Origin of the sequence: Rhodanobacter spathiphylli B39 (genome assembly GCF_000264295.1) — a bacterium.
Classification (GTDB): Bacteria; Pseudomonadota; Gammaproteobacteria; order Xanthomonadales; family Rhodanobacteraceae; genus Rhodanobacter; species Rhodanobacter spathiphylli.
This window is the reverse complement of record NZ_AJXT01000048.1, coordinates 135,288-159,947: the sequence shown is the minus strand read 5'-3', so window position 1 is coordinate 159,947 and position 24,660 is coordinate 135,288. Positions and strand designations below refer to the sequence as shown.

Annotated in this window: 19 protein-coding genes; 12 read left to right on the top strand and 7 right to left on the bottom strand. The window is 68.1% G+C overall.

The window, feature by feature from the left end:
- Positions 1–6: 6 nt before the first annotated feature.
- The 5 genes from UU7_RS17490 to UU7_RS15465 form a co-directional block, all read right to left on the bottom strand.
- Complete coding sequence (locus tag UU7_RS17490) at positions 7–774, bottom strand: DUF3379 family protein (RefSeq protein WP_007809923.1); 768 nt, start codon at positions 772–774, stop codon at positions 7–9.
- A complete protein-coding gene (locus UU7_RS15480; protein WP_007809921.1) occupies positions 761–1,306 on the bottom strand; it encodes a sigma-70 family RNA polymerase sigma factor in 546 nt (181 codons plus the stop codon). The genes UU7_RS17490 and UU7_RS15480 overlap by 14 nt, the downstream gene beginning before the upstream one ends.
- Before the next feature lie 12 nt (positions 1,307–1,318).
- Positions 1,319–2,188 carry a ParB/RepB/Spo0J family partition protein gene (locus UU7_RS15475; protein WP_040673564.1) on the bottom strand — a complete coding sequence of 290 codons (870 nt, stop codon included), beginning with the start codon at positions 2,186–2,188 and terminating at the stop codon, positions 1,319–1,321.
- 270 nt (positions 2,189–2,458) lie between these two features.
- On the bottom strand, positions 2,459–3,337 hold the full coding sequence (locus tag UU7_RS15470) for a ParA family protein (protein WP_007809918.1): 879 nt from the start codon (positions 3,335–3,337) through the stop codon (positions 2,459–2,461).
- A gap of 78 nt (positions 3,338–3,415) precedes the next feature.
- Positions 3,416–4,513 (bottom strand): ABC transporter ATP-binding protein, encoded by a 1,098-nt coding sequence (locus UU7_RS15465; protein WP_007809916.1) that lies wholly within the window; start codon positions 4,511–4,513, stop codon positions 3,416–3,418.
- Between the two features lie 159 nt (positions 4,514–4,672).
- Here UU7_RS15465 and UU7_RS15460 point away from each other — a divergent pair, with 159 nt between their 5' ends.
- Positions 4,673–6,028, top strand: a complete 1,356-nt coding sequence (locus UU7_RS15460) for a GH1 family beta-glucosidase (protein WP_007809915.1) — start codon at positions 4,673–4,675, stop codon at positions 6,026–6,028.
- A gap of 49 nt (positions 6,029–6,077) precedes the next feature.
- Here the strand turns inward: UU7_RS15460 and rsmG are convergent, their stop codons facing one another.
- Together rsmG and UU7_RS15450 are read right to left on the bottom strand one after the other, a co-directional pair.
- On the bottom strand, positions 6,078–6,710 hold the full coding sequence (rsmG, locus tag UU7_RS15455) for a 16S rRNA (guanine(527)-N(7))-methyltransferase RsmG (RefSeq protein ID WP_007809913.1): 633 nt from the start codon (positions 6,708–6,710) through the stop codon (positions 6,078–6,080).
- 166 nt (positions 6,711–6,876) lie between these two features.
- Positions 6,877–7,332, bottom strand: coding sequence for an SPFH domain-containing protein (locus UU7_RS15450; RefSeq protein WP_040673581.1), 456 nt, complete (start codon positions 7,330–7,332; stop codon positions 6,877–6,879).
- 400 nt (positions 7,333–7,732) lie between these two features.
- Between UU7_RS15450 and UU7_RS15445 the strand changes: the two genes are divergently transcribed.
- The 11 genes from UU7_RS15445 to UU7_RS17485 all read left to right on the top strand — a co-directional run bounded on the left by UU7_RS15445 (position 7,733) and on the right by UU7_RS17485 (position 24,641).
- Positions 7,733–8,743, top strand: coding sequence for a LacI family DNA-binding transcriptional regulator (locus UU7_RS15445; protein ID WP_007809911.1), 1,011 nt, complete (start codon positions 7,733–7,735; stop codon positions 8,741–8,743).
- A gap of 160 nt (positions 8,744–8,903) precedes the next feature.
- Positions 8,904–11,735, top strand: a complete 2,832-nt coding sequence (locus UU7_RS15440; RefSeq protein ID WP_007809910.1) for a TonB-dependent receptor — start codon at positions 8,904–8,906, stop codon at positions 11,733–11,735.
- A 126-nt stretch (positions 11,736–11,861) separates the two neighbouring features.
- Positions 11,862–13,325, top strand: a complete 1,464-nt coding sequence (locus UU7_RS15435) for a glucoamylase family protein (RefSeq protein WP_007809909.1) — start codon at positions 11,862–11,864, stop codon at positions 13,323–13,325.
- Positions 13,322–14,623, top strand: coding sequence for a sugar ABC transporter substrate-binding protein (locus UU7_RS15430; protein WP_007809908.1), 1,302 nt, complete (start codon positions 13,322–13,324; stop codon positions 14,621–14,623). Before UU7_RS15435 ends, UU7_RS15430 begins: the two co-directional genes overlap by 4 nt.
- A complete protein-coding gene (locus UU7_RS15425; protein WP_007809907.1) occupies positions 14,620–15,498 on the top strand; it encodes a carbohydrate ABC transporter permease in 879 nt (292 codons plus the stop codon). The genes UU7_RS15430 and UU7_RS15425 overlap by 4 nt, the downstream gene beginning before the upstream one ends.
- Positions 15,495–16,316, top strand: coding sequence for a carbohydrate ABC transporter permease (locus tag UU7_RS15420; protein WP_007809906.1), 822 nt, complete (start codon positions 15,495–15,497; stop codon positions 16,314–16,316). Before UU7_RS15425 ends, UU7_RS15420 begins: the two co-directional genes overlap by 4 nt.
- 2 nt (positions 16,317–16,318) lie before the next feature.
- Positions 16,319–19,102 carry a hypothetical protein gene (locus UU7_RS15415; RefSeq protein ID WP_040673563.1) on the top strand — a complete coding sequence of 928 codons (2,784 nt, stop codon included), beginning with the start codon at positions 16,319–16,321 and terminating at the stop codon, positions 19,100–19,102.
- Positions 19,103–19,200: 98 nt separating this feature from the next.
- Positions 19,201–19,611 carry a GntR family transcriptional regulator gene (locus UU7_RS15410; RefSeq protein WP_007809904.1) on the top strand — a complete coding sequence of 137 codons (411 nt, stop codon included), beginning with the start codon at positions 19,201–19,203 and terminating at the stop codon, positions 19,609–19,611.
- Positions 19,612–19,657: 46 nt separating this feature from the next.
- Complete coding sequence (locus UU7_RS15405) at positions 19,658–20,578, top strand: ABC transporter ATP-binding protein (protein WP_007809903.1); 921 nt, start codon at positions 19,658–19,660, stop codon at positions 20,576–20,578.
- A gap of 17 nt (positions 20,579–20,595) precedes the next feature.
- Positions 20,596–22,446, top strand: a complete 1,851-nt coding sequence (locus tag UU7_RS15400; protein WP_007809900.1) for a hypothetical protein — start codon at positions 20,596–20,598, stop codon at positions 22,444–22,446.
- A gap of 101 nt (positions 22,447–22,547) precedes the next feature.
- Entirely contained in the window at positions 22,548–24,641 is a 2,094-nt protein-coding gene (locus UU7_RS17485; protein ID WP_007809898.1) for a S9 family peptidase, read from the top strand.
- Positions 24,642–24,660: the final 19 nt, after the last annotated feature.

Genomic DNA, 24,660 nt, shown 5'->3' with positions numbered 1-24,660 from the left:
GAAGACTCAGGGTGCCAACCGGCCCGGCGCCTTGTTGACCGCGCGGCCTTGCGCGGTCTGCGCGCCGCCCTCTCCATCGATCGCCGCGCGCCAGTGGCGCGCCACCGCGTCGAACGGACGTGCGCCACCACGGTCGGTGAGCATCACCAGGGTGCCGTGTTGCAGCGGCACGATGCGGCCATGCCAGCCGTCGCGCTGGAAGTCGCTGGCCTTCGCCACCTGCTTGTGCGGCAGGTAGAGCACGGCGACCGGGGTGCCGCCGACGCGGCTGACCAGGTGCACGGTCTTGTAGGGGCCGACCGGGCAGTCGTGCACATAGGTGACGTCGGCGGGAGCGGGGCCGCGCAGGCTGACGCCGCGCACCGCGAAGCCGTCGACGATGGCCGGAGCGCCGATGGGCTGGACGAGGTCGAGCGAGTGGATTTCGTCGGGCATGTGCGCGACGGCAAGCGCCGGCAGCGAGCGCGCATCCAGCTGCTTCCAGCCGTAGCCGCCGAGGCCGAGCGCGAGCAGCAGCGAGGCGGCCAGTGCGAACGCCAGCTGGCGGCGACGGGTCTGCTGGCGGCGCTCGCCGGTGGCCTGGGCCAGCAGCACGCGCTCGGCGAGGCCTTCGGGCACGGACACCTCGAGCGCGGCGTGCAGTTCGCGCTCGAAGGCCTGGGCGCGCTCCCACGCGGCGGCGCACGCGGCGCAGCGGTCGCGATGGGCGAGCAGCTCGGCCGCGCGCGAGTGCGGCTCGGCGCCGAGGCGGCGGCGGAACTCAAGGCAGTCCATGCTGCGCCTCCGGGCGGCCGCCCTGCAGGATGGATTTCAGCTTCTGCCGGGCACGGAACAACTGGGTCATCACTGTGCCGGGCTGCTGGTCCAGCTCGGCGGCGATCTCGTCGCAGCTCATGCCGCCCAGCACCTGCAGCAGCAGCGGTTCGCGATATTTGTGCGGCAATCGGGACATGGCTTCACGCAGTTCGGCGGCATCGCCGTGGCGCTCGGGGCTGGCCCAGGCGGCGTCCTCGGCGAGGTTGTCTTCCAGCTCGACGGTATCCAGCGCCTTGCGCTCATGCAGGCGCGCGTGTTCGCGACGCAGGATGGTCAGCAGCCACGGCTTGGCGGACTCGGCCTCGCGCAGCGCATCGAGGCTTTTCCACGCGCGCAGCAAGGTCTCCTGCACCAGGTCCTGGGCCAGCGCGTCCTGCCCGCACAGCCAGTAGGCGAAGCGGTACAGGTCGCCGGCGTGCGCGCGGGTCAGCGCCTCGAATTGACGTTGTCGGGAACTCACTGCCAGATAGACCGGCCCGGAGCGTTTCATCTTTCACCAAGGTCAGCGGATCTTGCCGAGGATGCCGTCGAGTTCGTCGTTGCTGTGGTAGTGGATCACCAGCTTGCCGCGGCCGCCCTTGCCCTGGGCCAGCTCGACGCGGGTGGCGAAGCGCTCGCCCAGCTCGCGTTCCAGCGCGCTGATGTTCGGGTCGCGTGCCGGCGCGTGCCTGGCCTTGCCCTTGGGCGCGGTCTGCGCGCGGCGGGCGGCTTCCTCCAGCTCGCGCACCGACCAGCCCAGCGTCGAGGCCTGGCGCGCCAGCGGCACGGCGATGGACTCCTCCAGCGTCAGCAGGCAACGGGCGTGGCCCATTTCCAGCTTGCCTTCGTCAAGCAGGCGCCTGATCGCCTCGGGCATGTCGGTCAGCCGCAGCATGTTCGACACCGATGCCCGCGAGCGCCCCACTGCATCGGCGGCCTGCTGGTGGGTGAGCTCGAAGTCGTCGATCAGCCGCTTCAGCGCGTCGGCCTCTTCCAGCGGGGTGAGGTCCTGGCGCTGGATGTTCTCGATCAGCGCCATCGCCGGCACGGCGGCCTCGGAGACCTGCTTGATCAGCGCGGGGATCTCGCTCATCTGGGCGCGCTGGGCCGCGCGCCAGCGCCGCTCGCCGGCGATCAGCTCGTAGCTGTGCTTGCCCAGCTCGCGCACCACCACCGGCTGGATCAGGCCCTGCGCCTTGATCGAGGCGGCCAGTTCGTCCAGCGCCTCGTCGTTCCAGTGCCGCCGCGGCTGGTACTTGCCGGGCTGGACCTGCTGGATCGGCAGCATGCGCAGCTCGCCTTCCTGCGCCAGCATCGACGGCGTGGCGTCGCCATCGCCGCCGAGCAGGGCGTCGAGCCCGCGTCCCAATCCACGTTTTTTCGCAGCAGCCATGTCTAGAGCCTGTTCATGATCTTCAAACACCCCGCGCCGGAATCTGTTTGCGCGCAGGCCAAGGAAGAGTGAGGGAGTGGACGTCCGTCCACGACCGAATGATGACGCCGGCCTGCACGCAAACAGATCCGGCCCGATGGGTTGTCATCCCGTGGCCGCCATGCGGCAGCGCGCGGCTTGGCCTGCCGGCCAGGCAGGCCGGCACCACGCACTGCCACCTGACAGCCACGGGATGACAACGCGGGGTGTCTGAAGGTCACGAACAGGCTCTCATTCCTGGTGATTGGCGGCCGGCGCCTTGAGCGTCGGACCGCTGTCGTCGTGTGCCGGCGCCGGCGCCGCCACCTCGATGTCTTCGACCGGCTCCGCCGCCACGTTCCGCGGCAGCCCGCGCTCGCGCCGGATCACTTCGCCGGCCAGGCCGATGTAGGCGATCGCGCCGCGCGAGCTGCGATCGTACAGATGGATCGGCTGGCCATGGCTGGGCGCCTCGGCCAGGCGCACGTTGCGGGGGATGATCGAACGCAGCACCTTGTCGCCGAAATGCTGGGTGAGCTGGGCCGACACCTCGTTGCCGAGGTTGTTGCGCACGTCGTACATGGTGCGCAGCAAGCCTTCGATCTCCAGCTTCGGGTTCAGCCGGTGGCGCACCGCCTTGACCGTGTCGAGCAGGCTGGAAAGGCCTTCCAGCGCGAAGTATTCGCACTGCACCGGGATCAGCACGCCATCGGCCGCGGTCAGCGCGTTGAGGGTCAGCAGGTTCAGCGAGGGCGGGCAGTCGATCAGGATGGTGTGGTAGTTGTCCGTCACCGTGGCCAGCAGTTCCTTCAGCCGATGCTCGCGCGCCAGCGCATCCATCAGCTTCAGCTCGGCCGCGGTGAGGTCGCCATTGCCCGGCAGCAGGTCGTAGTGCGCATCGGTGGGCACGATCGCGGCGGCCAGGGTCACTTCCTCCAGCAGCACCTCGCATCCGCTGGCCTGGATGTCGCGCTTGTTGACGCCCGAGGCCATGGTGGCATTGCCCTGCGGATCGAGATCGATCAGCAATACCTTGCGCTTCGCCGCGGCCAGCGCCGCGGCGAGGTTGACGGCCGTGGTGGTCTTGCCGACACCGCCTTTCTGGTTGGCGACAGCGATGATGCGGGCCATGGATGGATAGCTACCGTTCGCGAAGGACGGCTAGATTAGCATTGCCGCCGCGGCTTGCCTGCCGGGCCGGCCGCCGGTTCACGGCACGACGCGCTGGCCGCTGGCCGCATCGAACAGGTGCAGCCGCTCGCGCGCCAGGCCCAACGGCACGGCGTTGCCAGGCTCGGGCAGGGCTTGCGGCGCCACCCGGGAGACCAGCGGCTGGCTGCCGTGGCGCAGGTTGAGGAAGACCTCGTTGCCGACCGGTTCGAGCACTTCAAGCTGCGCGGTGAGGGCGGGGGCGGCCGCGCCGGACGGCTGCGGCTGCAGGTCCTCCGGGCGGACGCCCAGCACCACCGCACGATCGCGCCACGGCTCCCACGCGGAGGCCTGCGGCGGTTCGCCCAGCGCGATGTCGCCCTGCGCGGTGACCAGCTTCCAGCCGTCCTGCCGCTGCAGGGTGCCGTGCAGCAGGTTCATCGCCGGGCTGCCCACGAAGCCGGCCACGAACAGGTTGGCCGGCTTGTCGTACAGGTTCATCGGCGTGTCGATCTGCTGGATCACCCCGCCATCGAGCACCACGATGCGCTGGCCCAGGGTCATCGCCTCGATCTGGTCGTGGGTGACGTAGACCATGGTGGCCTTGAGCTGGCGATGCAGCCGGGCGATCTCCACCCGCATCGACAGGCGCAGCTTGGCGTCGAGGTTGGACAGCGGCTCGTCCAGCAGGAACACCTTGGGATCGCGCACCAGCGCCCGGCCCAGCGCCACGCGCTGGCGCTGGCCGCCGGACAGCGCGCCGGGGCGCGAGGCCAGCCGATCTTCCAGCTCCAGCGTCTTCGCCGCCGCCGCCACGCGGCCGTCGATGTCGGCCTGCCCGTGGCCGCGCAGCTTCAGGCCGAAGCCCAGGTTCTCGGCCACCGTCATGTGCGGGTACAGCGCGTAGTTCTGGAACACCATCGCGATGTCGCGATCCTTGGGCGCCACGTCGTTGACCACGCGGCCGTCGATCGCCAGGGTGCCGTCGCTGATCGTTTCCAGGCCGGCGATCATCCTGAGCAGGGTGGTCTTGCCGCAGCCGGACGGCCCCACCAGCACCAGCAGTTCGCCGTCGGCGATATCGAAACTGGCGCCCGCCACGCCGACGTGGCCGTTGGGGTAGACCTTGCGCAACTGATCCAGGCGTACGGTGGCCATCGGCATCTCCGCGGGGGGTGGCCACGATGGCCGCATCGTCATCGGTGTGAATCTTCATCGGTTCGGCCACGGCATGCCCAGGCGTGCACAGCGGCGAAACATTCGGCTATTCTGCCCATGTAATCGTTTACATCAAGCACTTTGATTGCAGGAATCCCGATGACACGCCCCAGTTTCCGCTTTCCCGACGGCTTCCACTGGGGTGCCGCCACATCGGCCTACCAGATCGAGGGTTCGCCGCTGGCCGATGGCGCCGGCCCCAGCATCTGGCAGCGCTTCGCCCACACGCCGGGGATGATGGTGAACGGCGACACCGGCGACGTCGCCTGCGACCACTACCGCCGCTACAAGGGCGACGTGCAGTTGATGAAGGCGCTGGGCCTGCAGGGCTACCGCTTCAGCATCAACTGGGCGCGGGTGCTGCCCGAGGGGATCGGCCGGGTCAATCCGCAGGGGCTGGATTTCTACTCGCGGCTGGTCGACGAATTGCTGGAAAACGGCATCGTGCCGAACGCCACGCTGTTCCATTGGGACCTGCCGGCGGCGCTGGACGATCGCGGCGGCTGGCTCAACCGCGACATCGCGCACTGGTTCGCCGAGTACGCCGAGGTGATGTTCAAGGCGCTGGACGACCGCGTGCCGCGCTGGGCCACGCTCAACGAACCCTGGGTGGTCACCGACGGCGGCTACCTGCACGGCGCGCTGGCGCCGGGCCATCGCAGCAAGTACGAGGCGCCGATCGCCGCGCACAACCTGATGCGTGCCAGCGGCGCCGGCATCCAGGCCTATCGCGCCCATGGCAGGCACGAGATCGGCGTGGTGTTCAACATCGAGCCGAAATACCCGCACAGCGACAGCGCCGAGGATCTGGCCGCCACCCGCCGCGCGCATGCCTACATGAACGAGCAATTCGCCGACCCCGCCCTGCTGGGCAGCTACCCGCCCGAGTTGAAGGAGATCTTCGGCGAGGCCTGGCCGGACTTTCCCGAAGACGATTTCAAGCTGACGAACCAGAAGGTCGACTTCGTCGGCATCAACTACTACACCCGCGCCGTGGTGAAACACGATGCGAACGCCTATCCGCTGAAGGCGGTGCCGGTGCGCCAGCCGAACAAGACCTATACCGAGACCGGCTGGGAGGTGTTCGAGCAGGGCCTGACCGACACGCTGACCTGGTTCAAGGATCGCTACGGCGACATCCCGCTGTACATCACCGAGAACGGTTCGGCGTTCTACGACCCGCCGGTGGCCGAGAACGGCGAGCTGGACGACCCGCTGCGCACGAACTACCTGCGCAAGCACCTCAAGGCGCTGCACAAGGCGATCGGGGCCGGAGTGAACCTCAAGGGCTATTACGCGTGGTCGCTGCTGGACAACCTGGAGTGGTCGCTGGGCTTCTCCAAGCGTTTCGGGCTGTACCACGTCGACTTCGCCACCCAGCAGCGCACACCCAAGGCCACCGCGAAACTGTATGCCCGGGTGATCGAGAGCAACGGCGCCGTGCTGGACGACTGACCCATCGGAAGCTTTCGCTTCCCCTGCCCCGCAGGGGAAGGAACATCGCTCACCCCGTGCGGCCGAGCACCAGCAGGTGGCGTTCGGCCGGCAGGCCCGGCACCGTCAACTCGTGCGTGCTGCGCAGCGCGAAGCCCGGCGGAATGCCCGGCAGCTCGTCATCCGGCCGCTTGCCTTTCATCGCCAGCCAGATTCCGTCCGGGGCCAGCAGATGACCACCCCAGCCCAGCATGTCGGCGAGGCTGGCAAACGCCCGGGCGGTGACGCAGTCGAACTGGCCTTCGACGTCTTCCACCCGCGACTGTTCGGCACGAACCCCTTCCAGTTTCAGCGAGCGGATCGCCTCGCGCAGGAAGCGCACCTTCTTGCCGTTGGAATCCACCAGCAGGATCTGCCGACCGGGCGCGGCAATCGCCAGCACGATGCCGGGCAGGCCCGGACCGGTGCCGAGATCGGCCAGGGTCTGGCCTTGCACGTACGGCAGGATCGCCAGCGAATCGAGCAGGTGGCGAGTGATCATCTCGTCCGCATCGCGCACCGCGGTGAGGTTGTAGGCCGCGTTCCAGCGCTGCAGCAGGGCCTGGTAGTCGAGCAGGCGCGGCACCGCCTCGGGCGGCAACGACAGGCCAAGCACGGCGATGCCTTGTTCGAGTCGTGCCTGCAGGGCGTCGCGGCTGGTCATCGGTTCACTCGTCACATGGGGCCGCAAAGTATCGACGGCCGCTGCCGCGCTTGCCAGCCCCGCCAAAAGAAAAACCCGCCGTAGCGGGTTCAATACCTGCAAATCCCCTGCGGCGCGAGCGTTCTGGGACGCCCTGGCGCGATCTCCCCGTTCCGGATGACGTGGTTCAGGCGGCGTCCAACTCGACCCGCGTCACCATCATGCCGCGCTCGCGCAGCGCGCTGTTCAAGGACTGCTTCATGCGGGCGCCAAGGTCGCGCCGATCGGTGTCGGCGGCGGCAGGCTCGTTGCGCAGCGCTTCGCGGGCGCCGCGGCGGATCAGCTGGTCGACCTGCTCGAACACCGCGTCCGCCCGCTCCGGCTCCAGCACCTGCCAGTACACGGTACCGCGCACCTCGCCGGCATCCTCCTGTGACGCGTCCAGCCGCAGCGTCTGCCCGGCCAGGTTGATCTTGTGGGCGACCCGATCGAACAACGGCAACACCAGATGCGTCCCCTGCTGCAGCACCCGCACCAGCTTGCCGCGGCGATACAGGCTGTGAACCTGGCCGGCCGGCACATGGCGCACGGCGCTGGCGACCAGCACGGTGGAGACAAGCAGCAGGGTGAGGGCAGCAGTCATCATGGTCTGGAAAAACAGCAAGTTGCCTATCGTTTGTTGAGTAACCGCGATAACTTGAGGATACAGTTGACTGAGTCCACAAAGATTAACCTGCATTTAACGGCGAAACTGAAAATTTAACAAGCGGTCAGGCGGGGGCCGATAACGACGCCGGTCACAGAACCGTCAAGCCGCCGAATACCATGCTTCAATCGTGCCAATCGACGGGCGGCGACGGCATCCGGGCGCAAATCGGTGGGCCGGGCAGGCACCACGGGATCTGCCCGGAGGCACGCTTCGCTGCGCGGCAGACCTGCCGCGGCGCAGCAGAGGTTTCGTTTTACAAGCGCTTTACAATCGGCCATGAAAACGTTTACGTTGGCGCCGCAGTGCGGTTCCCTGTTCGCGGATCGGGTCGACAATGCCAGCAGCAACCATCAAAGACGTAGCGCGCGAGGCCGGTGTATCGGTGGCCTCGGTGTCGCGCGCGCTGAATGGCGGCCGTGGCGTCACCGCCGAGACCGGCCAGCGCATTCTCGAGGCGGCCCAGCGCCTGCGCTACGTGCCGCATGCCGCCGCCCGCATGCTGATTACCCGGCGCACCAACACGGTGGGCGCCCTGCTGCCGGATCTGTACGGCGAATTCTTTTCCGAACTGATCCGCGGCATCGACCTGGCGGCGCGATCGCGCGGCCTGCACCTGCTGGTCTCCAGCTCGCACGATGACGCGGAAGCGGCCGCCGCCGCCCTGCGCGCGATGCAGGGGCGGGTCGACGGCCTGCTGCTGATGTCACCCCACGCCGATGCTGACTTCCTGCGGCAGAACCTGCCGCAGAATCTTCCCACCGTGCTGATCAACACCCGGCTGTCCGGCGCCGACTACTGCGCCCTGTCGGTCGACAACGACGGCGGCGCGCGGCTGATGGTCGAACACCTGCTGTCGCTGGGTCGCCGGCGCATCGTGTTCATCCAGGGGCCTCCGGGCAACCGCGACGCCACCCAGCGCGAACTCGGCTATCGCGAATCGCTGGCCAGCCATGCACCGGACAGTCCGATGATGATGCTGCGCGGGGACTTCAGCGAAGAATCCGGGTATCGCGCCGGCCACCAGGTGCTGGCGATGCGGCCGCGGCCGGATGCGGTGTTTGCCGCCAACGACATGATGGCGATCGGCTGCCTGGCGGCCCTGCGCGAGGCGGGCCTGCGCATTCCGCAGGACATCGCCGTGGGCGGCTTCGACGACGTGCCGATGGCGCGCTACGTGACACCGCCGCTGACCACGATCCAGGTGCACATCGCGGAACTGGGCGGGCAGGCGATGGCCCTGCTGGGCGAACAGCTCGACCACCCGGACGACGTGCGCGCGGGCAGCCGGCGACGGGTCGACGCCGAGCTGGTGGTGCGGGCGTCCAGCGCCGCGCCCTCGGGCTGACACACACCGACATACCGGCGCCGGATCGCGCCGGAAGAAACCGCACCGGGCAGGGGTCGGTGCAATCCAGGCGGGCCGCGGTAACGGTCCGCAGACAACGGCACGGCAACGACGGAAGAGCGTTCCACCACCTTGCAACGATTACGGGAGAGGGTCAGTCATGGTCAATCAACGTACGTTATCCAGGCACATCTCGCTGGCGCTCGCCGGCCTGCTGGTCACCGCATTCGCGCTGCCGGGCGCGCACGCCCAGACCAGCACGGCGATCCTGCGCGGGCACGTCAGCGCACCGCAGGACGCGATGCCCACCGAGGTGGTGGCCACCAATACCGCCAACGGTTTCGTCAGCAAGGCGAAGGTCGGTGCGGACGGCAACTACACCCTGGCCGGACTGAGCCCGGGCAGCTACACCATCGTGGCCAGCGGCAACGGCAGCAGCGCCAGCCGCACCGTCACGGTGCAGGTCGGCCAGGCGCTGAACCTCAACCTGGACGCCGGTGCCGCCGCGGCCGGACCCAGCACCAGCAATGCCACCGAGCTGCAGGGCGTTTCGGTGAACGCCACCACCCTGGTCGAGACGCGCACCTCGGAAGTGGCCACCAACATCAGCCAGAAGCAGATCCAGCAACTGCCGCAGAACGAGCGCAACTTCCTGGATTTCGCCAAGCTGGTGCCGGGCGTGACCACCTCGCGCGACCCCAACTCGAAAAGCTTTTCGTCGGGCGGTCAATCGGCCGAGAATGTAAACGTTTTCATCGACGGCGCCAGCCTGAAGAACAACGTGCTCAAGGGCGGCATCGCCGGCCAGGATTCCACCCGCGGCAACCCGTTCTCGCAGGAGGCGGTGCAGGAATTCCGGGTACTCACCAACAACTACAAGGCCGAGTACGAACAGGCCGGCACCGCGATCATCACCGCGGTGACCAAGTCGGGTACCAACGAATTCCACGGTTCGCTCTACGACTACTTCCAGAACACGTCGATGATCGCGCAGAACTCGTTCGACAAGAAAAACCACGTCAAGAAACCCGAGTACAAGCGCGAACAGCGCGGTTTCACCCTGGGCGGACCGATCATCAAGGACGTGGCGCAGTTCTTCATCAACTACGAGGAGCGCAAGGACACCGCCAACAACACGGTGCAGATCAACGACCCGCGCTTCGCCCAGTACAACGGCACGTTCTCGGCGCCGTTCAACGAGAAGACCTTCTTCGGCAAGTTGAGCTGGCAGCCGAACCACGACAACAACGTCGACCTCAGCCTGACCACGCGCCGCGACAGCGAACAGCTCGGCTTCGGCGGCACCACCGCCTACAGCGCGCGCAGCAACCGCAAGAACAACGTCGACGACCTGCTGCTGAAATGGCAGAAGCGCGGCGACAGCTACACCAATGACCTGCTGCTGGATGCGGGCACGGCGAAATGGCACCCCACCTCGGCCGAATCCGGCACGGTGCGGGCCATCTACGATCCCGGCATCGCGGTGATCGGCGCCGGCGGTGACCTGCAGGACAAGGGCCAGAACCAGCGTACCTTCCGCGACGACTTCACCTGGTTCGGCCTGCCCGACCACACGATCAAGGCGGGCATCAAGTACGCCGCCTACGGCATCACGCTGGAACAGAACAGCTCCACCGTGCCAACCTACTATTTCAGCGAGGACGCGGCCTATCCCGGCGGTTTCAACTCGCCGTACAAGGCGGTGTACGCGCCCAACGGGGCCAGCGCCAACCTGCACACCAACCAGCTCGGCCTGTACGTGCAGGATGACTGGGACATCACCGAACGCCTGCAGTTGAACCTGGGCATCCGCTGGGATTACGAGACCAATGCCCTCAACAAGGACTACGTGACGCCGGCCGAGCAGATTCCCACGCTGGAATACCTGGGCCTGCAGAACTACATCAGCAACGGCCACAACCGCGACGGCTACAAGGGCGCGATCCAGCCCCGCCTGGGCTTCTCGCTGGACGTCAGCAAGGACGGCGACCAGAGCACCACGATCTTCGGCGGTGCCGGCCGTTACTACGACCGCACGCCGTTCGACTGGATCAGCCAGGAGGAGCTGCACTCGCTGGTGCCGAACTACACCTTCCTGTTCAGCCCCGGCGGCGTCACTCCCGGCACCATCGCATGGGACCCGAGCTACCTGACGCCGGCCGGCCTCAACGGTCTGCTGGCATCCGGCTCGGCCGGTTTCAGTTCCGAAATCGACGTGATCAACAACAACACCAAGCCGCCGCACACCGACCAGTTCAGTCTGGGCGTGCGCCAGGTGATGGGTGACTGGACCGCCTCGCTGACACTGGCCCGCGTGCTGGGCTACGACCAGTTCACCTGGATCTGGAACCGCCTGCCGGAGCCGGGTTTCGTGCTCGACCAGATGCCCGGCAGCCCGTACGGCGTGGTGCTGCACAACACCGACAAGAAGACCCAGTCCAGCAGCGTGCTGGTCAGCATCGACAAGCCGTACACCGAGGCGTCCGGCTGGGGCGTGGGCCTGGCTTACACCTACCAGCGCGCGCGCCAGCAGGGTGGCGACAACTACTCGCTGGACTATGTCGATCCGGCGGGCTACTTCGCCGACAACGTGGGCGAGAAGCAGCACCTGGTGCTCAACGGCATCGTGCGCGGCCCGTGGGACACCCGCCTGACCGGCATCTTCACCTATGGCTCGGGCCTGCCCTGGGACTACTTCGCCAACGTGCCGGGCTGCGACTACAACTGCATCTTCTACAAGAACGGCAAGTACGGCCAGAAGTACCTCAACCTCGACCTGTCGATCGCCAAGGAATTCCGCTGGGGCGAAAGCCAGGCGCTGGAGCTGCGCTTCGACGTGATGAACGTGTTCAACCGCGACGTCGACAACGGCTACATCAACAACCAGTACAACTGGGGCACGCTGAACCCGAACCCGGACTTCGGCCGCGCCACCAGTGCCGACCCGAACCAGACCCGCCGCTTCCAGATCGGCGCCCGTTACACGTTCTGATCCGCTCGCGGCAAGGCACTACCGATTCAACCGTCCGCCTCGTGAGAACGGACGTCTGGACGTCCACCTGAACCCGCGCCACCCGCGGGTCCAGGTGGCGTCGCTCACAAGTACGGCAGACCGATCATGACGTTTCCCCACCGGCCCGCATGGCTTGCCTCCCTCCTGCTCGGCCTGGCCCTGGTGCTGGCAGCTCCCGCCAGCCCGGCCTGGCAGGCCCGACCCGATCCCACTCCCGCCACCACCAGCACGCCCGAAGTACCGGCGCTGGTCAACGACCTCGAACAGCGCACCTTCCAGTTCTTCTGGGACAGCGCGGACCCGGCCAATGGCCTGGTGCCCGACCACTATCCGGGCGAATCCTTCTCCAGCATCGCCGCGGTCGGCTTCGGCCTGACCGCCTACGGCGTGGGCGTGGAGCGCGGCTACATCACCCGTGAACAGGCGGTGGAGCGCACGCTGGCCACGCTGCGCTTCTTCGACACCGCGCCGCAGGGCGACAGCGAGGACGACGACAGCGGCTACCACGGTTTCTTCTACCACTTCCTCGACATGAAGAGCGGCCGGCGCTTCGCCCGCTGGACCGAGGTGTCCACGGTCGACACCTCGCTGCTGCTGGGCGGCGTGCTGTTCGCGCAGTCGTACTACGACCGCGGCACGCCGGCCGAGCAGGAAATCCGCACGCTGGCCGACCGCATCTACCGGCGGGTCGACTGGCCCTGGGCACAGGTGCGCGCGCCGCTGATCAGCATGGGCTGGACGCCGGGCGGCAAGTTCATCCCGCACGACTGGGAAGGCTACAACGAGGCGATGCTGGTCTACGTGCTGGCGCTGGGCTCGCCCACGCATCCGGTGGACGCCGACGCCTGGACGGCATGGACCCGCACCTACGACCGCAGCTGGGGCAGCTTCCACGGCGAGCAACTGCTGAACTTCGGCCCGTTGTTCGGCCATCAGTACAGCCATGTGTGGATCGACTTCCGCGGCATCCGCGATGCCTGGAACCGCCAGCACGACCTCGACTATTTCGAGAACAGCCGCCGCGCGGTGATCGCCCAGAGGAACTACGCGATCGCCAACCCGGGCGGCTGGACCGGCTACGGCCCGAACATGTGGGGGCTCACCGCCAGCAACGGTCCCGGCGGCATCGTCATGGACGGCAAGAGCAAGCGCCAGTTCTACGGCTACACGGCGCGGGGCGCCGGACTGGGCTACCTGGTCGACGATGGCACCCTCGTGCCCACCGCGGTCGCCGGCTCGATCGCGTTCGCGCCCGAGCTGGTGATTCCCGCGCTGGAGGAGATGAAGCGCCGGTACGGCAGCGCGATCTACAACCGGCACGGCTTCGTCGACGCCTTCAATCCCAGCTTCCACGTGCAAACGGAGTTACGCACGGGCAAAGTGCTGCCGATGGGCTGGGTCGACAGCGAGCAGTTGGGCATCGACCAGGGGCCGATCGTGCTGATGATCGAGAACTGGCGCAGCGACTTCGTCTGGAACGTGATGAAGAAGAACCCGTACATCCGCAAGGGACTCCAGCGCGCCGGCTTCCAAGGCGGCTGGCTGGCCGCCGAGGCGTCGAAAAAATGAGCTGCCGTGCGCGCCCGTGGCGGCACGCATGGCTGGTGGCGATCGCCTGCTGCAGCGCCCTGCTGGGCAGTTGCACACAAGCGCCGGACAACCACGAACTGACGTTCTGGACGATCGGCCGCGAAGGCGAAGCCATCGTCAAGTTGCTGCCCGCCTTCGAACGCGCCCACCCGGACGTCCACGTCAGGGTGCAGCAGCTGCCGCTGACCGCCGCGCACCAGAAGCTGCTTACCGCCTTCGCCGGCGATTCCACCCCGGACCTCAGCCAGCTCGGCAACACCTGGTTGCCCGAGCTGGCCGCATTGCACGCGCTGGAGCCCTTGCAGGCGCGGGTCGGCCGCTCGCGGGTGATCCAGCCGCGCGACTACTTCGCCAGCATCTGGGCCACCAACGTGATCGACGGCACGCTGTACGGCGTGCCGTGGTACGTCGACACGCGGCTGCTGTTCTATCGCCGCGACTTGCTGAAGGCCGCCGGCTTCGATGCCCCGCCGCGCACCTGGGCGCAGTGGCGGCAACAGCTCGCCGCAATGAGCGATCCCGCGCATCACCACTACGGCATCCTGCTGCCGACCAACGAGTACGAGCAGCTGATGTCGCTGGCCTTGCAGCAGGATGAGCCATTGCTGCGCGACGGCGGCCGCTACGGCAACTTCGAAAGCGCCGGCTTCAAGCGCGCGCTGACCTTCTACGTCGACACCTTCCGGCTGCAACAGGCTCCGGCGATCACCAATGTGGAAGCGGGCAACCCGTGGACGGAATTCGGCCGCGGCGTGTACGCGTTCTACCTGTCCGGCCCATGGAACATCGGCGAGTTCCGCTCGCGCCTGCCCGCTTCGCAGCAGGATGACTGGGCCACCGCGCCGCTGCCCGGTCCGGACGGTGCCGGCATCGGCGTGGCCGGCGGTTCCAGCCTGGTGATCTTCCGCCGCTCGCAGCACAAGGAGGCGGCCTGGCAGCTGATCGAGTACCTGTCGCAACCGGCGGTGCAGCAGCAGTTCTACGACTTGCTCGGCGACATGCCGCCACGGCGCAGCTCGTGGGCGGGCGGCGCGCTGCGCGACGATCCCAAGGCGCGCGCCTTCCGCGAGCAACTGGAACACGTGAGGCCCACGCCGGCGGTACCAGAGTGGGAACGCATCGCCAACGAGATGCAGCTGGTCGCCGCCGAGGCGATCGCCGGCCGGCTGACGATCGACCAGGCCGCGGCCGAGATGGATCGCCGCGCCGACACGATCCTGGCCAAGCGGCGCTGGGTGCTCGATCACGGCGGCCACACGGAGGAGCCTGCGCGATGAATCCGCAGCGCACCGCGTGGCTGTTCCTCGCACCGGCGCTGGTGGTGCTGGGCGTGTTCTTCCTGCTGCCGGTGCTGGCCGCGCTGGTGCTCAGCCTCACCGACTACGATCTCTACGCGCTGGCGGACATCCGCAACCTGCGCTTCGTGGCGCTGGGCAATTACCGGGAACTGCTGCAGCGTCCGCTGTTCTGGTCGGCGCTGGGGCATACGCTGTACTTCGTCGCGGTCGGCGTGCCGCTGTCGATGGGTGCTTCGCTCGGTGCGGCGATGCTGCTTAACTCGCCGCTGGCGCGCTGCAAACCGTTCTTCCGCACCGCGCTGTTCGCGCCGGTGGTGACCACGGTGGTGGCCACCGCGGTGATCTGGCGCTATCTGTTCAACACCAAGTACGGCATGGCGAACTACCTTCTTGGCCTTCTGGACGTCCATCCGGTGGACTGGCTCGGTGATCCGCACTGGGCGATGCCCACGATCATCGCGTTCGCGGCGTGGAAAAACTTCGGCTACAACATGATCATCTTCCTCGCCGGTCTGCAGGCGATCCCGCCGGACCTGTACGAGGCCGCACGGATCGACGGTGCGTCACCGTGGCGGCAGTTCGTCCACATCACCCTGCCGATGCTGAAGCCGACCATGCTGATGGTCGGCATCCTCACCGTGTCCGGCTACTTCCAGTTGTTCGCCGAGCCATACGTGATGACCGAGGGCGGCCCGCTGCAAAGCACGGTCAGCGTGCTGTACCTGATGTACGACGAGGGCTTCAAGTGGTGGAATCTCGGTTCGGCTTCGGCGGTGGCCTTCCTGCTGTTCCTGATCATGTTCGCGGTGACCGTGCTGATGCTGAAGTTGTCGCGACGCGGAGACGAAACTTGAGCCCGCGACTGGCCAAGGCACTGGTCAACGGCCTGCTGATCGGCGTGGCCGCCGTCGCGCTGTTCCCGCTGCTGTGGATGCTGTCGGTATCGTTCATGGCACCCGGCGCCGCCAGCACCCTGCCACCGCCGTTGCTGCCGCGCCATGCCAGCTGGGGCAACTACCGCGAACTGTTCGTGCATGCCGGCATGGGCCGTTACCTGCTCAACAGCCTGCTGGTCGCCGGCACCATCACCGTGCTGTCGCTGGCCTGCAACCTGCTGGCCGGCTACGCGTTCGCCAAGCTGCGTTTCGCCGGCCGCGAGCGGCTGTTCCAGGCCTTGCTCGGCGCGCTGGTGATTCCGGCGCAAGTGGCGATGCTGCCGTTGTTCCTGCTGCTGAAGCACATGGGCCTGGTGAACAGCTACGCCGGCGTGGTGGTGCCGGCACTGGCCACCGTGTTCGGCATCTTCCTGGTGCGCCAGTACGCGCGCGGCATTCCCGATGAGCTGCTGGAGGCGGCGCGGATCGACGGCGCCGGCGAGTGGCGCATCTTCGTGCAGATCGTGCTGCCATTGCTGAAACCGATCGTCGTGACGCTGGCGATCTTCACCTTCCTCGCCGCCTGGAACGATTTCATGTGGCCACTGATCGTGCTGACCGGACAGGAGCACTACACCCTGCCGATCGGCTTGGCCTCGCTGGCGCGCGAACATTCGCAGGACAGCGAATTGATGATGGCCGGCTCGGTGGTGACTGTGCTGCCGGTGCTGCTGCTGTTCCTGTCGCTGCAGCGCTACTACCTCGAAGGACTGCTGCTGGGCAGCGTGAAGGGTTGAAGATGCGCCACTGCCGTCTCGTGCTGCTTGCCCTGCTGGTTGTCAGCCACCTCGCGCATGCCGAGGCAACGTCGCGAACGTTGGATGACTTCACCCAACCGGATGCCTGGCAGGCCACCGCCACCGACGACATCAACGCCACCCTGCGCCCGGCCAACGGCCCGCACGGCAAGGCGATCTGCCTGGACTTCGATTTCAACGGCGTGTCGGGCGGCCCCACCCTGCGGCGGACGCTGCCGATCAGCTTCCCCGCGAACTACGCGCTCTCCTTCGACGTGCGCGGCACGATGCCGCCCAACGATCTGCAACTGAAACTGATCGATGCCAGCGGCGACAACGTATGGTGGTACCGCCGCGAACACTTCCAGCCCACCGATGCGTGGCAGACGATCACCGCGAACAAGCGCGATATCGACTCGGCATGGGGGCCGGCAAAGGATCGCACGCTGCGCCAGACGCAGACGCTGGAATTCACGCTGTATGCCGGGCAGGGTGGGCGCGGCGAGTTCTGTGTCGGCAACCTCCGGCTGACCCGATTGCCGCCGGCACCTGCCGACGAGCCGGCGCCGGCCAGCCTCACCCCGAATGCCGTGCTGATGCAGCAGGCCAGGCGTGCGGCGCGCGGCATCTATCCACGCGGCTTCTCCGGCGAGCAGAGCTACTGGACTCTGATCGGCGTCGATGGCGGCGCGCGGCAATCGGCGCTGATCTCCGAAGATGGCGCGGTGGAAGTGCGCAAGGGCGGCTGGTCGATCGAACCGATGCTGCTGGACGGCAACACGCTGATCGACTGGGCCACGGTGCAGACAACGCAAAGCCTGCAGGACTGCTACCTGCCGATCCCCACCGTGCACTGGCAGGCCGACGGCGTGCAGCTGGACACCACCGCCTTCGCCAGCGGCACGCCGGATCATTCGAACCTGCTGCTGCAATACCGCCTGCACAACGACGGTGCGCAACCACGCACGCTCACACTGGCGTTGCTGCTGCGACCGTTCCAGGTCAATCCGCCGACCCAGTTCCTCAACACGCCCGGCGGCATCAGCCCGATCCACGACCTCCACTGGGATGGCCATGTCGTGCAGGTCAACCGGGCGTTGCGCGTCCTGCCCCTGCAATCGCCCACGGCGTTTGTCGGCAGCCGCCATGGCGACCTCAGCTTGCCGCAGCGACTGGCCCGCGGCGAACGGCCGCGCATCACCACGCTGTACGACGACAGCGGCTATGCGCAGGGCGCGCTGCTGTATCGGCTGACCGTGCCGGCGCACGCCAGTGTCGACCTCGGCCTGGTTGTGCCCGCCGACGGCAAGCCGTTCACGCTGCTCGCCGATGCGTTGCCGTGGCTGCAGCGGCAACGCGATGAAGTGGCCGCCAACTGGCGCGAAAAGCTCAACCGCGTGAGCCTGCATTTGCCCGCCGCGCAGCAGGCACTGGTCGACACGGCGCGCAGCGCCCAGGCACAGATGCTGGTGTCGCGCGATGGGCCGGCGCTGCAACCGGGCACCCGTTCGTACGCACGCACGTGGATTCGTGACGGCGCGATGATGAGCGAGGCGCTGCTGCGCAGCGGTCATGCCGACGTCGTCGGTGCGTTTGTGGATTGGTACGCGCCATACCAGTTCAGCACCGGCAAGGTGCCGTGCTGCGTCGATGCACGCGGCGCCGATCCGGTGCCGGAGAACGACAGCCCGGGCGAACTGCTGTTCGCGATCGCCGAGTGGTGGCGTTACGGCCACGATCGCGCCGGGCTGCTGAGGTTGTGGCCGCACATCGAACGCACGGTGGCATACGTGGACGCGTTGCGCGCCAGCGAACGCACCCCGGCGAATCGCGGCACCGCTCTGTACGGCCTGATGCCCGCCTCGATCAGCCACGAGGGCTACTCGGCCAAGCCGATGCATTCGTACTGGGACGACTTCTGGGCACTGCGCGGCTACGACGATGCGGTGGAACTGGCCCACGCGGTGGGCAAGCCTGACGCGGCGACCCGTTACGCCGCTTCACGCGACGAGTTCCGCGCCGACCTGCAGGCATCGATCCTCGCCTCGACGCACGAACACCGCATCGACTACATCCCCGGTGCCGCCGAGCTGGGCGACTTCGACGCCACCTCCACCACCATCGCGCTGTCGCCCGGCGGCGCGCAGGCATGGCTGCCGCCGGCCTTGCTGCGGCAGACCTTCGAGCGCTACTGGCAGGACTTCCTTGCACGCCGCGACAGCGGCAAGGCGTGGAACGACTACACCCCGTACGAGTGGCGCAACGTGGCAGCCTTCGTGCGACTGGGCTGGCGCGAACGGATTCCGCCACTGCTCGCCTTCTTCATGGCCGACCGCCGCCCTGCCGCGTGGAACCAGTGGGCCGAGGTGGTCGGTCACGACGCGCGCCAGCCGCGCTTCGTCGGCGACATGCCGCACGCCTGGATCGCCTCGGACTTCCTGCGCTCGCTGTACGACATGTTCGCCTGGGAACGCCGCAGTGATCGCGCCCTGGTGTTGGCCGACGGTATTCCCGCGGACTGGCTGCGCGACGAAGGCATCGGCATCGCGCACCTGCGCACGCCATATGGCGAACTCGGCTACCGCCTGCGCGAACACGAGAGGCAGTTGGAGCTGTCGCTGCCGGCCGGCAATGCGATGCCTCCCGGTGGGCTGGTGCTGCGCTGGCCATATGCCGGCAGTCCCGCCGGTGCGGCACGCGTGAATGGCGCGCCCAGGCCCTGGCAGCATGGCGAGATTGTCATCCGCGAGCTGCCGGCCACCGTGCTGATCGACGCCCCCCACTGACCCCCCAGCGGGCCTGACAGCGAAACCGCTTGACCGCTGGCTGGCGCCTACTGTACTAATGCACACAGTACAGAAGGTACAGCCAAGCGGAGATCCTGATGGCCCGAACCCAAGCCCTGCTGATCCAGATCGCCACCGGCGACCCACGCCCGATCAGCAAGCAGATCGTCGACGGCGTGCGCATGAAGATCGCCACCGGCGAACTCGCCGTGGGCGCGCAGCTGCCCAGCGTGCGCGGACTGGCGCAGCAACTGACGATCAACCCGAACACCGTGGCCAAGGCTTACGCCGAACTCACCGGCGAAGGCTGGCTGGAGTCGCGCCAGGGCCTGGGTCTGTACGTGGCCACGCCACGCCAGCGGCTCAGCAACGCCGAGCGCGACCGTCGCATGGACGAAGCCGTGCAGGGTTTCGTGCACGAGGTGGCCGCGCTGGACTATCCGCCCGAACGCGCGCTGAGCCGGCTGGAACGCGCGCTGCGCGTGCTCGCCCCAAAAAAAACCGCCTGACCCCGCAACCCGCGCCTGATCCGGAGGCGAGAGACGAGAGACGAGCATGACTGAGCCGACACCTTCCGAGTACGTGATCCAGACCGAGGCGCTGTGCAAGCGCTACGGCGCCAAGCTGGCGCTGGACCATCTCGACCTGCGCATCGCCAGCGGCCGCATCCACGCCATCGTGGGCGCGAACGGCGCGGGCAAGTCCACGCTGTTCCGCATCCTGCTCGGCTTCCTGCCGCCGAGCTCGGGCCGCGCCAGCATCCTCGGCCGCGACAGCCAGCATCTGACCCCGACCGATCGCGGCCGGATCGGCTTCGTCAACGAGGAACACACGCTGCCGAACTGGATGCGCGTGGCGGCGGTGACCGCGATGCAGCGCCACCATTACCCGCGCTGGGATCAGCGCGCGTTCGATGAGGTGATCGGCCACTACCACGTGCTGCCGGAGCAGAAGGTGGGCCAGCTGTCGCGCGGCGAGCGCGCCGGCTTCAACCTGGCGCTGACTTTGGCGCAACGGCCCGAACTGCTGGTGCTGGACGAGCCGACGCTGGGCCTGGACGTGGTGGCCAAGCGCGCCTTCCTCGAATCGCTGCTGTATTCCAACGCGGCCGGGCAGTGCACGGTGATCTATTGCTCGCACCAGATGGAGGAGGTCGAGCGGGTCGCCGACAACCTGATCATCCTGGAGCGCGGCCACCTGATGAACATGTCGGCGCCCGACGATTTCTGCGCGCGGGTGATGCACTGGGTGGCGGACATTCCGTTCGCCGGGCCGGCGCCCGCCAGCGTGCCCGGGCTGCTGCAGGTGCAGCGCATCGACGGCCTGCACCATTACCTGGTGCTGGACCAGGACGAGGACTTCGCCGATTTCCTGAAGGCCAGCGGCGCGCGCTCGGTACAGAGCATGCCGGTGAGCCTGGATCGCGCGGTCAACGGCTTCCTGGCCAAGAACCACGCCGTGCCGGCCGCGGCCTGACCATCAAGGGGAACACCATGCGTGATCTTTTCAAGGGCGAACTGCTGCGCTTCCGCGGCTGGGCCATCGCCGGCGCCGTGCTGCACCTGCTGGTACTGGGCTTCCTGGCGCGGGTGGTCGACCTGGCGCAGCAGCCGCTGCTGGTCTACCGCGTGTTCGGTGGCGTGTACGTGCTCGCCGGCCTGCTGCTGGGGCTGTACCAGATGGGCAGCTACCGGCGTCCCAACACCTGGCTGAACCTGCTGCACCGGCCGCTGCCGGGCTGGCGCATCGCCGCGTCGCTGCTCGGTGCCGGAGCGGTGCTGCTGGCGGTGGCGGCCGCCTTGCCGGTGCTGCTGATCGCCGGCTACCAGGCAGGCATGACGGCGCGCGTGGTCGATCTGCGCCACTGGCTGTTCCCGCTGGCCGCGCTGCTGATCGCCACCTGCGGTTACCTGGCCGGCGCGTACTGCATGCTCGGCGGCCGTCGTCACTCGACTTGCGCGCTGGTGTTCCTGGTGCTGCTGGCGGTAAGCCAGGCCATCGGTCCACGGGTGCTGATCGTGCAGGCGCTGGCCCTGCTGTGGCTGGCGGCGATGGTGCTGGTCGCGTTCAAGCCCGACCTCAGCGCGCCGCCGCGTTCGCTCGCCGCCACCGTGATCACCGCCTTGCCATTGCAGATGGGTGTCTATCTGCTGGCCTTGTTGCTGGGCTTCGGCATGGAGATGCTGTGGATCATGCAGGGCACGCATCCGAACAACATGAGCGTGCCGCCGCCCGGTGGCCACAACGAAACCGAGCGGATGACGGCGCAGCAGCGCATGCTGGCTGGCCTGGCCGTCAGCCGCGCGCCGCAGGCGCCGCTGTGGCGCGAGCAGGTGGCGCTGTCCGAGGTGCAGCCGATCGGCTCGCAGCTGGCAGCGACGCCGGTGCGCAACGAGCTCACCCACGCCGCGGCGGCGCAGATGGAATTCGATGACGACGAGCTGCGCGTGCGCTGGGTGTTCAGCCACGATCGCATGCGCTTCGAAGGCTATCGCCTCACCGACGGTCGGCGTTTCGGCGAGCTTGGCGTGGGCACCGACGATGCCGCGTTCCCGGCACCGGCGCAGGCGGCCGGCAGCCTGCCGGCGCTACCCAGGGGCGATGGCGCCCTGATCGCCGGCAACACGCTTTATCACTACGTCAGCGCCAGCCATCAGGCATTGCCGCGCATCCGCCTGCCCGCCAGTGAAATCCTGGCCGGGGTGACGCCGGTGGGCGAAAGCCTGGTGGTATTGAGCGATCGCGCGCTGTATTTCTTCGACGGCCGCGACGCGGCCGCCGGCGACGCCTTGCTGAGCCCGCGCCAGCGGCTGCCGATTCCCGGCCGCAGCGGCGACCTGCGCGACATCGATCTGATCGAGCTGGTGGACGGCTACCTGGTGTCGTTCTCCTTCACCACCTACGCGCACGAACTCACCGGCGTGGCGCCGTACCAGAGCGTGCTGTGGCTGGACGACTCCGGCCACGTCACCGAGGTCGCCCATCGCGCGATCGGCTATGACTACCCCGCGCTGTACCGCTACAAGGCATGGTGGCCATCGCCGGCACTGTACGCGCTGCGCGTGGCGGCGCTGGGGCTGTTCGCGGTGGTCGACCCGCTGGACGTCACCGCGCCACCGCCGATTCCCCGCCGCGTCCAGCTGTTCGCCGGCGCCCTGATGCTGCTGTCGCTGCTGGCGGCGATCTGGCTGTGCCGTCGACGCGCCCTGTCCACCCCGGCGCGGCTGGCCTGGCTGCTGGCTTGCGCCGTGGTCGGACTGCCGGCGCTGGCCAGTCTGTGGCTGCTGTATCCGGCCGGCGAATACGCGACGTACCGACGTAGGCTGCGGCCCGCCACCGCCTGACCACGCGCGGCGCAGGCCGCGGCATGACCACGCGTGGCGAACGCCACGCGGCCCTTGATATGCGGCCCGTCGGCATGACGGGCCTACAGCCGGAGACATCCATGTCCACGTTCCCGAAGTGGTGGGCGGTGCCGTGCGCCCTCGTGTTGGCGCTGGCGAGCGGAGTGCTACGTGCCGACGACGCGGCAGACGCTGCCGCCCTGCATCGCGCGGTCGCCATCGAGCAGGCGCGCCCGCCGGCGCCGCGCTTCCCGCGCAGCGCCTTCCTGGTCGACCGGATGATCGACAGCGTGAGCCTGTCGCCCGACGGGCGATCCGTCGCCTGGCTGCGCGTGCAGGGCAACCAGCGCAGCGTGTGGTTGCAGTCGACCGCGGGGGGCACCGCGCGGCAGCTGCTGTCACGCACCGAGGCGCGCCAGCTTTACTGGTCGCGTGACAGCCGGTGGCTGCTGCTGGAATCGCCGCGCCAGCTGTTTGCGCTGGCGGCAGTCGGCCAGGGCGGCTCCGGCATCGTCACCGCGCTGGGTGGCGGCGAACGGCGCGAGCTGCGTGCCGTCGATCCGCTGCGCGACGCCGCAGTCGTCATCAGCGAGCAGGTGCCCGCCGCGTCGCCGGCATCGGCCAGGGCGTGGCGCCTGTTGCGCGTGGACATCCACGGCAAGCGCAGCCTGCTGCACGAGGACGCCGATGAGCTGGCCGGCTTCGCGTTCGATCCGCGGGGTCGGCTGGCCTTCCTGGAACGAGTCGAGCACGAGGACCTGGTGATCCATCGCGTCGACGCGAACGGCAGTCTGCACGAGGTGCTGCGCTGCCAGCGGTTGCAACGCTGCAACCTGTTGCCGGTGACCGCACCGGACGGCGAGCTGCTGTTGCGCACGGATCACGGCGGCAACCTGCTCGACCTGGCGCGGCTGGATGCGCTAGGCACGCTGCACACGCTGCTCACCGATCCGGCGGGCGAAGCGGACCTCGATGCGCTGCTGCTCGATCCCGTCGACGGCCAGCCGCTGATCGCCAGCTGGCGCAGCAGCACGTCGGCGCAGCGGGGGCTGGATACCCAGACGCAGCAGGCGGTCGAGGCGATCGCCCGCCACTTCCCGCAGCGCGATCTGGACATCCAGGTCGGTCGCGGCGCGCAGGCCGCCTGGCTGGTCGGCGAGCGCGGGCCTACGTTGCAGGCCGGGCGCTGGCATCTCTACGAGCCGTCATCGGGTCGGTTCACGCCGTTTCTCGACGACGCGCTGGTGCAGCAGCGCAGCGGCAAGCCGCTGCAACCGCTGCCCGGGGCGGCGCTGGCGCGCAAGATTCCGCTCAGCTGGACGGCTTCCGACGGCATGCGCCTGCACGGCTTCCTGCTGCTGCCGCCGGGTGCCGACCCGGCCACGTTGCCGCTGGTGGTGACGCCGCATGGCGGTCCGTGGAATCACGACCGTCCGGATTACGGCAGCTTCGGACAGTTCCTGGTCAATCGCGGCTACGCGGTGTTCCAGCCGCAGTTCCGCGGCTCCACCGGCTACGGCCGCGACTACGTGTTCGCCGCGCGGGGCGACTTCGGCGACGGCCGGGTGCAGCAGGACATCGTGGAAGGCACGCGCCATCTGCTGGCGCAGGGCATCGGCGACGCGCAGCGGGTGGGCATCGCCGGCGCTTCGTTCGGCGGCTATTCGACCCTGCTCGGGGTGACCTTCCAGCCGGCGCTGTTCAAGGTGGGCGTGGCGATCGTGCCACCGGCGGATTTCGGCTGGGACCTGCGCTGGGTGTCGCGCAGCAATGAAGCGCTGAACCTTTCCCGCTACATCCCGTTCGAAGCCTGGCTGCGCACGCTGTCGCTGGATCTGGGCGACCCGCTCACGATGGCACGGCTGCATGCGCAGTCGCCGCTGGCCAACGCGGCACGGATGCGGCGTCCGCTGCTGTTGATCGCCGGCGGCGAGGATCACCGGGTGGCGATCCGCGGCGTGCTCGCGTACGCCGCGCAACTGAAGCTGCTGGAGCGGGACGTCAGCCTGCTGGTGGATGACGAGGCTGGCCACACCAACGAGAACCCGCTGGCCAAGGAGGCGATGTTCTACCTCACCGAACGACTGTTGCACCGTCACCTGGGCGGCGTCGCAGCCGCGCCGCCGGACGCGGCGGTGCGCGAGTACCTGAAGAAAAATTTGCGACTCAGTGGAAAGGATCTGCGCGGTGAGTGAATCGCGCCGACGGCCCGGT